Source organism: Streptomyces sp. NPDC088730, from assembly GCF_044751215.1.
Taxonomy (GTDB): domain Bacteria; phylum Actinomycetota; class Actinomycetes; order Streptomycetales; family Streptomycetaceae; genus Streptomyces.
On record NZ_JBIVLK010000004.1, the window covers coordinates 267,785 to 280,471 of the forward strand.

Below are 12,687 nucleotides of genomic sequence, written 5' to 3' on the forward strand. Positions count from 1 at the left end.
TGACGGAGCGCACTCGTGCCCTACCGCGAGGCCGACCGCTGCCGGGAGCTCCGCGGCAGGTACTGCTCCACTTCGCGGAACTGTTCCGGGTGGTCCGCCATCCACGACCAGTAGCCCGGAATGGTGCTCGCGTACACGCAGTAGTAGCGGCGCACGCTGTCCAGCAGTCGGTGCAGGACCGTCCGGCTGATCGCCTCGCTGCGCCACGCCAACAGCAGTTCACAGGTACGGGCGTCGGCGACCGGCACCAGTTTCACGTCCTTGGTGGCGCCGGTGGGGATGGTCAGGGCGGCCATTCCGGCGTCCCGGACCCAGCTCATCGCCTCATGGTGTCCGCCCACCCGGTGCGCCGAGGCGGAGGTGTCGCCGGCCAGAGCGGCGAACGCCTCCTCCTCGATGCCCTGGAACCAGTGGCCCCGCGCATAGCGCACCCAGTTCAGGGAACCGGCCTGCGCGGAGTCGACCGGATCCGGCCCGGACAGCCGGTGGCCGACCGGCAGCGCGAGCCATACCGGCTCGTTCACCACGACAGCCGTACTGAGCGGCACCTGGCCGGCCTCGTTCAGCGGTCCGGTCAGCACCTTGGGCACCAGGGCCAGGTTGAGCCGGCCCTCCCTGAGCGCCTCCATGGCTTCGGCCGGGTCCACCGTCTCGGTCCGTACCTCAACGCTCGGCAGCGAAGCCGTGATCGCCTCGCGCAGGGCGGGCGGAGTCCACTCGACGTTCCCGATGACCAGGGTGTCCGTGGTCGCGGCGGTCGCCTCGGCGAGCAGCGCGTCACCGGACCGGGCGAGGTCGATGAACATCGGGATCAGCCGTTCGCCGAGCGGCGTCGGCACCACGCCGAGATGGGAACGGGCGAAGATCTCTCCGCCCAACTGCCTTTCTATGCGCCGGAGCTGGCTGGACAGGGCAGGTTGCGGAAGATCGAGTCGGGCAGCTGCCTTGGAGATGCTCCGGGCGGTCGCGATGGCGATCACCAGTCGGGCATGCCGCAACTCGACATCCATCGCAGACTTGGCTCCTCGGCTCGCAACCCAGATCCCAGAGCGAGACGCGCACCGGTTCTTCTCCCGGTGGCCCCCGCCTTTTCGATCCTAGGCTCGATTCGCGAGCGGGCCAGTCGGTCACACAGTCTGTGTCAGGAAGCGCCGCGGGCGCCCGAGGATATCGTCCTGTTTCAGGATCGCCTGGTAGATCTCGTGCAACGAGCGCCCCGGCTCCAGGCCGAGATCGTCGGCGAGACGGCGGCGCGTGCCGTGGAAGACCTCCAGCGCCTCGGTCTGCCGGCCTTCGCGGTAGAGGGCCAGCATCAGCAGCTCACTGAGTCTTTCCCGGCCCGGGTGTTCGGCCGCCAGGTGCCGCAGCTCCGGGACCGACACCCGGTCCACGCCGACCGCCAGCTTCGCGGTGATGAGGTCCTCATAGGCGGTGAGCCGGCGCTCGTCCAGCTGTGCGGCCTCCATCCGGCACCTGAACCCCTCGGCGAGATCCTGCAGGGCCATGCCGCGCCACATGCCGAGCCCCTCCTCCAGCACCTCGACCGCTCGCGGCGCGTCGGGTCCGACGAGCGCCGCGCCGCGCTCTGCCAGCACCCGGAACCGGTGGGCGTCCACCGCCTCCGGGGGAATGTCGAGGGCGTAGCCGCCACTGACAGTACGGATCACATCGCTGCCCTGCCTGCCCGTGATGGAGGCCAGCAGCTTCCGCAGCCGGGTGACGTTCGCCTGGAGGGCGTTCTTGGAATTGGTGATCCGTTCGTTGCCCCACAGCTCGTCCACGAGCTGGTCGAACGGTACGGGCTGCCCGGGAGAGAGGGCGAGCAGTGCGAGCACGACGCTCATCCGCTTGGAAGCGACCCCCCAGCGCTGGAATCCCTGAGTCAGAGTGAGTGAACCGAGTATGTGTATCTCCACCGTTTCTTACCCCCGTCTTTCGTGCCTGGGTCCAAAGCCTGGCCTGTCGGGGCGACGCTGGGAAATACCATCTGGCCGCTCCTCCCATACCGGCACCCGTATGGCCGGACGGGGCCGCCGTCCCGAATGCCTGCTGGGCCACTCGTTGCGAGCGGCCCAGCAGGCTGCCCTCCCGGGGGTGGAGGGCCGATCGGAGAGCTGCCGAAGCCGGCAGCCGTGGTTCAGAACCGCCCGGTTTCCTGGGCCTGGCGGAGTTCGGGCACGACCGGCCCGGCGGGTCCGGCAGGCTGCGACAGGGCCCGGTGCATGCTGCGGGAGGGCCACCAACTCGCCTTCCCCAGCAGGGTCAGGGCCGAGGGCAGGATCATGATGCGCACGATGAAGGCGTCCAGCAGGACCGCGACGGCCAGGCTGAATCCCATCTGCTTCATCTCGACGAGGTTGAGGAAGATGAAGCTGGAGAAGACGGTGACCATGACGACCGCGGCACTGGTCACCACCCCCGCGGAACTGCCGATGCCCTCCAGCACCGCCGTGCGGGTGTCCACTCCGCGCAGCGCCGCCTCCCGGATCCGGCTGACCACGAAGACCTGGTAGTCCATGGACAGTCCGAAGAGGATGACGAACAGGAACAACGGCACCCGGGACCCGACGGCGCCGGTGGCGTTGAAGTCCAGCGCCCCCTGCGCCCAGTCGCCCTGGAAGACCACGACCAGCAGACCGAAGGCCGCGGCCGCGGAGAGCAGGTTCAGTACGACGCCGAGCAGGCCGATCACCACCGAGCGGAAGGCCGCGACCGTCACCAGGAACGTCACCAGCAACAGGAAGCCGACGATGAGCGGGAGCTTGGAGTTCTGGTGGTCGAGGTAGTCGACGTCGCGGGCGATGTCACCGGTGACATACGCCTCGGTGCCGGGCACCTTGCCGACCGTCGCGGGCAGGTAGTCGTCACGGATGTGGTCGAGCGAGTCCAGCGCCTGGGAGGAGCTGGGCTTGAACGGGACGGACAGCGTCAGACTGCTGATGCGGCCGTCGCCGGAGGTGCGCACCGTGGCGTCCGCGTCCTTGGCGAACAGCGGGTCGGCCTGGGCGCGTTCGCGGAGGTCCGCCAGCGCCTGCGCCACCCGCGGCTCGCGGGGCGTGTCCGCGCGCACCACGACCTGGTGCTGGACCAGCTTCTCCGGGAAGGCCGACATCAGCCTGTCGTAGGTCTGCACCGCCGGGATGTCGCGGGAGAAGGTGTCCTTGCCCAGCACGCTCAGGTTGAGGCCGAGCGCGGGCGCGGCCAGGCCCAGCATGACCAGCGTGGAGACCACCAGGGTGATCACCGGGTGCTGGGTCGCGGGCCGCAGAACCGTCTGCCACACCTTGCTGGTCCCGCCGTGGTCGCGGTTCCGTTTGCCCTTCTCCGCGCGGCGGGCGGCCCGGTGCTCCGAGCGCGCCCCGAGCTTGGCCAGCAGGGCGGGCAGCACGGTCAGGGAGCTGGCCATGGCCACGAGAACCACGACGATGGTGCCGGTGGCCAGCGACGAGAAGATGACGTCGGCCGCCAGGTAGAGGGTGGCGGTGGAGACGATCACCGCGAGGCCGGAGACCACGATGGCCCGGCCGGCGGTCTCGGCCGCGAGCTGGACGATGGCCTCTGAACCGAGCCGGCCGCCCGCGCGGGCCCGTTCCTCGCGGTCCCGCTTCAGGTAGAAGAGCGAGTAGTCGACGCCGACGGCCATACCGATCAGCAGAATGATGTTGTTGCCGACACCGGCGTCCGGCAGGACGTGCGAGGCCACGGCGGACAGGCCCATCGCCGCGGCGATCGAGGACATCGCCAGCAGGACGGGGACACCGGCCGCGATCACCGAGGCGAAGGCGATCATCAGGGTGATGATCGTGACCGGCAGGGTGAGCATCTCGGAGAACAGGAGGTCGTCACCGCGCTGCTTGTCGAGCCCCTTGCTCATGGAGGGCCCGCCGGTCTCCTCCACCCGCACCTCGGGGTGGCTCTTCTGGACCTCCGCGGTCTGCGCGACCAGCGGGTCGACGCTCTTGCGGGCGGCGAGCTCCTCGCCCTTCATGACCACCTGGACCAGGAGCACCTTGCCGTTCTTCGAGACGACCGGCTTCTCCACCCGGTCGACCTCCGGCAGCTTCCCCATCCGCGTCGTCACCTCCGCGGCGGCCGACCGGGCCACCGACAGGTCCAGCGGACCGGACGGGGAGTCGATGACGATCTGCTCGACCGGCCGGCGCTCCAGGCCGCCCTCGGTGGCCAGCGCCTCGGCCTGCCCGGCCTTGCCGACCCGGTAGTCCTCCGTGGTGGCGCTGTTGGTACCGACGACGGCTGCGGCGCCCAGGCACAGCGCTACGAAGACGAACCATCCCACGATGGCCCGCCAGGGGTGAGCCGCGCTCCAGCTCGCGATCTTGACAGTGGTCGACTTCTTCTTCACTGGCTGCAACCCCCTACTTGCGTAACACTGTGCTGATACCTGTCAGCGATATATTACATGCGAAAGTCGGCTCGTCAATCGGGATGCTCAGGGAAACGCCTTGCCCGACTGGGGAGTTGGGCGACATCCGGCCACTCGGCACGGAGGCCCCCGCCCTCATCGATCCGGGGACGGGGGCCGCTGCCAGTGCCCTCAGCGGCCGCGCAGCTCGAATCCGATCAACGCGGCGGCCCGGTCCAGGGCCTCGACGACCGCCGCCCGGCTCTCCCCGACCGCGACGATGTGTCCGGCGCGCCCGTAGGCATCCGCCGGCGGGGCGACCGGGCTGCCCGCGGCGACCGCGACCGTCACCCGTTCGACCCCCGCGACGGCGCGGGCCTCCTCCAGGCCGTTGACGCGTTCCAGCACCCCGGCCTCCCCTGGCAGCAGGAACTGGATGCCCGCGTACCGTTCGAAGCCCTCGGGGAGCGTCGGGGCGGCCCCGGCGGCGTAGCGCACCTGGGCCGCGAGCAGGTCCACCCCGGTGGCGAGACGGTAGAGCTCGGGGATCAGACCACCCGCGAGCCTCGGGTTGATCTCGACCACCGCACTGCCGGACGCGGTGACCTTGACCTCGGTGTGGGTCGGGCCGCGGCCCAGGCCGGCGGCGGCCAGCGCGTCCAGCACCGTCCGCTCCACCTCCCGCGCGACGTCGGCCGGCAGATCGGCCGGAACGATGTGCCGGGACTCCACGAAGTGCGGCGCGCCGGTCACGGTCTTCTCCGTGATGCCGACCAGCCGCTGGCGGCCGTCGAGCCCGAACATCTCCACGCTGTACTCCGGGGCGTCGAGATACTCCTCGACCAGCGCCCGGCCCGCCGTGGCCTGCCCGCGCCCGTTCGTCCGCACCGCCACGATCTCCTCGGCCAGGGCGGCCGCCTCGGCCGCGGAGTCGCAGCGCCGCACCCGGGTCGAGCCGGAGTCGTCGACCGGCTTGACCACACAGGGCGTACCGATCCGGGCCGCCGCCTCGGCGGCGGACCGCCCGTCCCGCACCACCTCGAACGCCGGCTGACCGACGCCGGCCCGTGCCAGGGTGCGCCGCAGCTCCCCCTTGTCCCGGCAGCCGGCTATCGCCGCCCCGCTCTCGGCGGGCAGCCCCACCGCGGTGGCCAGCGCGGCGGCGCTCACCAGATAGAACTCACTGGTGGTGGACACCCCGGCGATACACCCTGGCTCGAACGCCTTGGTCACCGCCCGGACCAGCGCCTCGGTGTCGTTGGTGGCGCAGTCCACGATCGTGGCGCCGGTCTCCTCAAGACCGGCGTACCGGGTGGGGTCTCCCGTCGCGAGCACCGCCTCGTAGCCGGCCTCCGCCGCGATCCGCAGCGCCAGCATGCCGGTTCCGGTGGTGTTGGACTCCACGAAGACGAACGCCGGGCGCGGAGCGTCGGCGCGGTTGCGGCGGAACGACCAGCTGTGCACCTCGGTGCCGTCGAGGACCTGGCGCGGCACCGTGGCGAGCGGCAGCCGCTCCACGTCCTGCTCGGCCCAGTGCTCGTCGCTGTGCACCGTGTCCGTGTAGCGGTCCCCGCGGTCCGGGAAGATGCCCACGATGCTCGTCCCCGGGGCGGCCCGCTCCGCCATGGCGCCCAGTACCCGGTAGACCGAGCCGGAGGTGTTCCCGGCGAACAGCTTCTCCTCCCGGGCCAGGTCCCGGGTCGCGCCGAACGCCTCGTGGTCGTTGAGCCAGTGCACCTCGTCGAGCAGGTCCTGGTCGAGGTTCTTCGGGTGCAGGCTGTTGCCCAGGCCGCTCTGCAGCCGTTTGGGCCGGTCGGGCTGGCCGAACAGCACGCTGCCGACGCAGTCCACCCCGACCACGTACAGCTCCGGCAGGGTCTCCCGCAGCACCCGCGAGGTGCCGCACAGCGACCCGCCGCTGCCCACCGCTCCGACCACCACGTCCACGGTGTCCAGGTCGGCGAGGAGTTCGTCGGCCAGGTGCCGGTAGGCGGCGGGGTTCTGCGGATTCTCGTACTGCTGGGGCCAGAACGTCCCGGGGAGCTGCGCCATGATCTCGCGCAGCCGGGTCAGCCGGGCACCCTGCCAGCCCTGGGAGTCCATGGCCGCGACCACGTGCACCTCGCAGCCCAGCGCCTTCAGCTTCGCCAGCGTCGTCCGGTCGATCCGGGGGTCGGTGACGATGTGCACGGGGTGGCCGAGCGCGGTGCCCACCAGGGCGACCCCGAGGGCCATCGTGCCGGAGGAACTCTCCACGATCGGGGCGCCGGGCGCCAGCACGCCGCTCCTGCGCGCCTCGGTGATGATCTGCTTGGCCACCCTGTCCTTCATCGCGAACAGGTTGTTCATCTCCAGCTTCGCGTAGACCGCGACGTCCCGTTCGGCTCCCAGCCGCAGACGTACCAGCGGCGTGTTGCCGATGGCGTCGATCACGTTCCGACTCAGCATGTGTGCGCTCTCTTCCCATCGTCATCGGTCGAAGCTCAAGGTCCGGTAGACCGCCACGTTCCCGGCGAGTTCGGAGCACGCGCTGGCGGCGTCCACCAGCCGCTGGGGGTAGGCGGGATCGGCCTTGTCCAGCAGCACGCCCAGGCTCGTCCCGCTGTGGCCGACCACCACTCCGAGGCCGCCGACCTGCCCGCAGATGTCGATCAGGGACGACAACATCCTCTTGGGGCGCAGCACTTGGTTCATCAGGGCGCTGCGCGTGGACACCGCGCCCACTTCGGCGAGGTCCGCGTCCGCCACCGCCGTCGTCATCCGCGCCAGCAGCCGTGCGTACTCCTCCCGGTCCGCGGCGGAGAACGGCTTGGGGATCCGGTTGAAGGCGACCGTGTCGATCTCGCCGCCCTCGTCGACGCCGACCACGCTCATCGGCGGCAGCGGGCCCAGCTTGGAGTGCAGGGCCACCCGCCGGTGGTAGAAGGCCACGATGCCGGGGTAGAGGACGCCGTCGGTGGGCTCGATGCGTGCGAGCAGGGTCTCGATCCGCCGCGGCGGCATCGGTTCGCCCAGCGCGTTGGCCACCGCACGCGCCGTGGCCACCAGGTCGGCGGACGAACTGGCCAGCCCCTTCCCCTCCGGCAGGGTGCTCTCGACCGTCAGCACGCCGCCCATCGGTGCCGCCGAGGACCGGACGATCATCTCGGCGAGCCGGAGCGCCTTGCGCTTGTGCGGGGGCTGCACCTGCAACTCGTCCCGGTCCGGCATGCCGTGGAACGTGGCGCGGGCCCAGCGGGCGATCGGCAGGGTGACCAGGAAGTCGCTGTCCGCTTCGGGCAGCACGCCCTGGAGCAGTTCCCCGAACGTGCCGAACGCGGTGCTCACCCCGGTCACCGCCGCGTGCGCGGCCTCGTGGCGCTCCGTGCCGGGCTGCCGCAGTGTCCCTTCGGGAACCCTCACTACTGCCGCCCTTCCGGCCCGGCCAGCAGCCGGTCGAGGCCGGCGGCCGCCTCCTCGACGCCCTTGCGCCGGGTCTGCCAGCGCTCGGCGGCCTCGTCGAACGCGGACGACTGCCCGGCGAGCAGGGCCCGTACGGCGTCCGGATGGGTCGAGCCGTCGGAGGACTTGGCGGTGAGCCCGCCCGCCGCCCCCATCGCCTCGGTGAGCAGGGCGGCGGCGTGGTCGGTCCGGTGCCCTTCCTCGGCCAGCAGGGCCTCCAGCAGCGGGCCGTCCGGCTCCGCGGGCGGCAGTCCGCGTTCGACGGCGCGCACGATGTAGCGGCCGGCGACGACCTGGGCGGTGCGCCAGGGCACGGCGGCCCGCAGCGTCAGCAGGTTGGCGAGGGTGAAGCCGCCCAGGTACTCGGCGGCGCAGGCCTCGCGCATCCGGGCCTCCCGGAACTCCAGGTTCTCCAGCACCGCGCCGAACAGCCGGAGCACGGAGCCGAGGGCGTCGAAGGCCGCCGGTACCCCCGCGTTCGCCTCCTTGGAGACCTCCACCGAGTTGCTGTACGGGGTGTTCCGCTGGCTGGTGGCGATGTCCGTGTAGGCCGCGCTCAGGTGGGCCGTGCGGGCCCGGATGCGTTCCAGCACCGGGAAGTTCTTCTTCTGCGGCATGGCGGAGGAGATCCCCGACCACTGGTCCGGCAGGTCGATGAAGCCGTATCCGGCGCCGCCCCAGGTCATCAGGTCGGTGACGAACCGGCTGAGCGCGACACCCAGCAGGGAGAACTCCGCGCACGCCTCCAGTGCCCAGTCGCGCTGCGCCACCGCCCGCAGCGCGTGGGTCCTGACCTGGCCGAATCCCAGCAGGCCGGCCATGCGTGAGCGGTCCCAGGGGAGCTCCTGCCCGGCCATGGCCCCCGCGCCCATCGGCGAGGCGTCGGCGGTCCGGTACACCGCCTCCATCCGCTCCAGGGTGTGCAGCACCTGGTCGCACAGCCCGGCGAAGTAGAACCCGGGGCTGATCACCTGGGCCGGCTGCATATGGGTGTAGCCGGGCATCGCCAGGTCCACCCCGCGGGCGGCCAGCCGGTGGGCGGTGCGGCCGAAGGCGACCAGGGCCTCGGCGCTGTCCAGCAACCGGGCGCGGCCGTACATCAGCTGGGCGGTGGCCTGGAGGTCGTTGCGGCTGCGGTCCACGTGCCAGGCGGGCGGCACCTCGGCCAGCCGCCGGGACACATAGCGCTCCAGGGTGAAGGCGATGTCGCTCATGCTCTCCCCGGCCTCCTCGGCGACAGCGTCCGGGGTGACCCGGTCGAGCAGTGCGGCGACGGCTCCGACCTGGGCGCCGTCGAGCAGACCGAGCCGTCGGTACTCCAGCAGCAGCACCTTCTCCAGCTGGATGTACCCGGGCAGCAGGGCCTCGGTCTCGAAGCGCAGCTGTGGTTCGAGCACCTCGGCCCGCAGCAGCGCGTCCGGGCCGGATGCGATCCGCCCGGTGAGCCCGCCTGCGTCGCCGGAGCGGGGCGCCGGCACATCGTCGTTTGGCATGCTTTTCCTCACGGGGACGAAGGGGCGGGCCGCGACAGCGCAGCGGTCACGGCCGCGGCGGCATCGGCCGCCCTGGTACGAACGAAGTGCGCTCCGGGGGCGGGCAGTTCACACAGCTCCACGTCGTCGGAGAGGAGCCGCCAGTCCGCCGCGCGGTCGCGCCCGGGAGCGCCCGGCGTGCCGGAGTCCGACGCGGGGACGACGACATCGATGCCCGTCGCGATCCGGTGGTCCGCCGGCCGCTGCCGGGCAGCGAGCAGGAACTCCCCGGCGGAGCGGATGTCGTGCCGGTAGGCGGGGCCCAGGAGGCGGGCCCGCTCGGGCTTGAGGCCGTCGAACTCCACATAGGCGCCCTCGCGGAGAAGGGTCTCGGTGACCTCCCTGTCGCTCATCGCGCGGGCTCGGTCCATTCGCTCCCGCAGCCCGGCCAGGCCGCCCGGCAGGCCGCCTCCGACAAGGACCCGGCGTGGCGCGAACGGGCCGCCCTCCAGCAGCCGGGCCAGGGCCAGGGCGGGTGCCGCCCCCTCCCCCTGTCCCCACAGCAGCAGCGGTGCGGCGCGCAGCCGTCCCAGCTCGTGCTCCACCCGCCGTGCCACTTCCGCCACTTCAGCCAGGGTCCGCGGGCCGGGCACGAAGTCGTGGCCGGGCAGCTCGACACCGTGCACGTCGATGCCGCTCGGAGCCAGTTCCCGGGCGAGCGCGAGGAAGTTGACCGCGTTGCCGCCGGCGCCCGGGAAGCAGACCAGCACCCCGGCGGGCGCCGCGCGCCCGGCCGGCGCCGTCGCCAGCGGCCGGAGCAGGGTGCGGTCGGGGTGCGGTCCGGCGTCGATGGCGGCGGCCAGTTCGGACAGCACGGGGTGGGCGATGACCTGGGACAGCGAGACGAGCCGGTCCAGCTTGACCACGAGCCAGGCCGCCGAGAGCGAGGTGCCGCCGAGAGCGAAGAAGTCGTCCGCCCGCCCGATGCCCTGGAGCGGGGCGTTCAGCGCCTCCGCCCAGGCCACTGCCAGTCGCTGCTCGGTGAAGGTCGTGGGAGCCACCGTGGGCCCGTCGGCGTGTCCGAGTGTGTCGGCCAGTCCGACGAGCGCCTTGCGGTCCACCTTGCCGCTCTCGGTGAGGGGCAGCGCCTCCAGCCAGTGGTAGTACGCCGGGATCATGTACTCCGGCAGGTGGCCGGCCAGGGCCTCGCACACGCGGTGGTCGGGCACCCGCCCGGTGCCGACGAGGAAGGCCGCCAGGACCTTGTGCCGGCCGTTGCCCGTCGTGGCGACGACCGCGGCGTCCTTCACCCCGTCCACCGCCAGCAGCCGGTTGTCGATCTCGCCGGTCTCGATGCGGAAGCCGCGGATCTTGACCTGCTGGTCGCGGCGGCCGAGGAACTGCAGCCGGCCCCCGGGCAGCCAGCGCCCGAAGTCACCTGTCCGGTACATCCGCTGTCCCGGCCGGAACGGGTCGGGCACGAAGGCCTCCCGGGTCCGTCCGGGATCGTTGGCGTAGCCGCGGCCGACCGCCACACCGGAGAAGACGATCTCTCCGGTGGCGCCGAGCGGTGCCAGCCGGCCCCGCTCGTCCAGCACGTATCCGCGTACGTTGCGCCGCATCCGTCCGAGGGTGACGAACCCGCGGTCCGGGGCGCGGTCCAGGATCTCGTGCATGGTGTCGTCGCTGAGCTCTGTCGCTCCGTAGGCGTTGACCAGCTTGATGTGCGGCTGGCACGCGAACCACCTCCGCACCGGTTCGAGCTTCAGTTCCTCGCCCGTCACCGAGACCACGCGCAGCGCGCCCAGGTCACGGGGGTGCCGCTCCAGTGCGCTGATCAGCGCGTCGAAGTAGGAGGGGACGAGCTGTACGACGCCGGCCCGGGACTCGGCCAGCTCCGCCACGAAGCGGTCTACGTCGAGAAGCACCTCGGTGTCCACGACGCGGGTGCTGCCGCCGGTCAGCAGCGGTGCGACCAGCTGCCACAACGAGATGTCGAGGGACTGGACCGCTGTCTGCGCCACGGTCTCCCCGGCGCCGATGTCCAGGTCCTCCACCTTCATCAGGAGGTGGTTCAGCAGCCCCGCGTGCTCGCACATCACGCCCTTGGGCGTGCCGGTGGAGCCCGAGGTGAAGTAGATGTACGCGAGCTGTCCGGGCGCCAGGGCCAGTCCCGGGTTTCCGGCGGTGTCCGCCCCCGCGGCGCCGGACGCGCCCCCGCCGCACAGGGACGCGGCGTCCAGCGTGCGGCGCGCGCTCCCGGAGGCCGCGGCGTCCGGATGCTCACCCGTTCCCAGCACGAAGCGGCAGTCGGCCGTGTCGAGTTGGGCGGCGATCCGGGCCGCCGGGAAGTCCGGCTGCACGGGCAGGTAGCACCCGCCCGCCTTGAGCACGCCGAGGGTGGCCGCCGCCCACTCCAGACCGCGCTCCATGACGACGGCCACCACGTCCTCGGGGCCGAGCCCGTCCGACAGCAGCGCGTGGGCGATCCGGTTGGCGCACGCGTTGAGCGTGCCGTAGGTCCACGACCGGTCCCGGTGCGAGGCGGCGACCGCGTCCGGGTGCCGTCGCACGCGTTCCTCGAACCGCTCGACGAACAGCCGCCCGTCCCAGGGCTCCTCCGCGCCCGCCAGCGCTTCCAGCTGGAAGCGCCGCTCGTCCGCGGAGAGCAGCTCCCCCTGTCCCGCCGGGGCGTCCGGATCCGCGGCCAGCAGTTCCAGGGCCCGGACGTGGTAGCCGGTGATCCTGGCCAGGTGCTCGGCGGTCATCACGTCGAGACGGGACCTGGCCCGGATCGTGACGCGGCCCGCACGGACACCGATGCCCACCCACAGTGCCGCGTCGTCCTGCTGCGGTGCCGGGTCCGCCGAGGACAGGTCCAGTACGCACTCGTACGGAGGCCCGGCCGCGCCGCCCGGCCCTCCGGGCCACTGGTCCGGCCGCTCCAGCCGGGCCGTCAGTTCGCGCCAGCTGCCATCGAGCACCCCGTCCACGGACACGGTGTGCGGGTCGGTCGCGACCCCGCCGGCGGGCACGAACGCGGTGCGCAGGCCCTGCTGGGACGTGAGCGCGGAGACCACCCTCAGGTGGGCCGCCAGGAACACGCCGTCCAGCGAGGCGGCGTCGCCCCCGGCGGCGGCGCGAAGGCCGTCGGTCAGCCCCGGCGGCAGGACGGTCTCCGCCGTCACCGGCGTCACCGCCGTGCCGGGCTCCGCCCAGCGCGGAATGGGTACGGTCGTACCCGCCCCCTCGTCGCCCGAGGTCTGCTCGCCCGCCATCCCGGCCACGACCGCGCGGCCCAAAATCTTCGACACGTGATCGCCAACCTACGGAGGGAAAGTACTGTCCGGCATCCAGCGTGACCATGCTGTCGGGAGGCGCTGACAGGCCGCTGACGTACCGTGACCGGGC

At 72.1% G+C, this 12,687-nt stretch carries 7 protein-coding genes; all 7 read right to left on the reverse strand.

Annotated elements, in window-relative coordinates:
• Positions 1–20: 20 nt before the first annotated feature.
• Positions 21–1,010: a LysR family transcriptional regulator gene (locus ACIP89_RS16270; protein WP_401927008.1), complete on the reverse strand. Its 990-nt coding sequence runs from the start codon at positions 1,008–1,010 to the stop codon at positions 21–23.
• A gap of 117 nt (positions 1,011–1,127) precedes the next feature.
• Positions 1,128–1,844 carry a BTAD domain-containing putative transcriptional regulator gene (locus ACIP89_RS16275; protein ID WP_401927010.1) on the reverse strand — a complete coding sequence of 239 codons (717 nt, stop codon included), beginning with the start codon at positions 1,842–1,844 and terminating at the stop codon, positions 1,128–1,130.
• Positions 1,845–2,137: 293 nt separating this feature from the next.
• Positions 2,138–4,363, reverse strand: a complete 2,226-nt coding sequence (locus tag ACIP89_RS16280; RefSeq protein WP_401927132.1) for an MMPL family transporter — start codon at positions 4,361–4,363, stop codon at positions 2,138–2,140.
• A gap of 192 nt (positions 4,364–4,555) precedes the next feature.
• Entirely contained in the window at positions 4,556–6,811 is a 2,256-nt protein-coding gene (locus ACIP89_RS16285; protein WP_401927016.1) for a pyridoxal-phosphate dependent enzyme, read from the reverse strand.
• 21 nt (positions 6,812–6,832) lie between these two features.
• Positions 6,833–7,765: a kinase gene (locus tag ACIP89_RS16290; protein ID WP_401927017.1), complete on the reverse strand. Its 933-nt coding sequence runs from the start codon at positions 7,763–7,765 to the stop codon at positions 6,833–6,835.
• On the reverse strand, positions 7,765–9,297 hold the full coding sequence (locus tag ACIP89_RS16295) for an argininosuccinate lyase (RefSeq protein ID WP_402115370.1): 1,533 nt from the start codon (positions 9,295–9,297) through the stop codon (positions 7,765–7,767). Before ACIP89_RS16295 ends, ACIP89_RS16290 begins: the two co-directional genes overlap by 1 nt.
• Before the next feature lie 8 nt (positions 9,298–9,305).
• The gene (locus ACIP89_RS16300; protein WP_402115372.1) at positions 9,306–12,590 is read right to left on the reverse strand and encodes an amino acid adenylation domain-containing protein; all 3,285 of its coding nucleotides are present in this window, start codon (positions 12,588–12,590) and stop codon (positions 9,306–9,308) included.
• Positions 12,591–12,687: the final 97 nt, after the last annotated feature.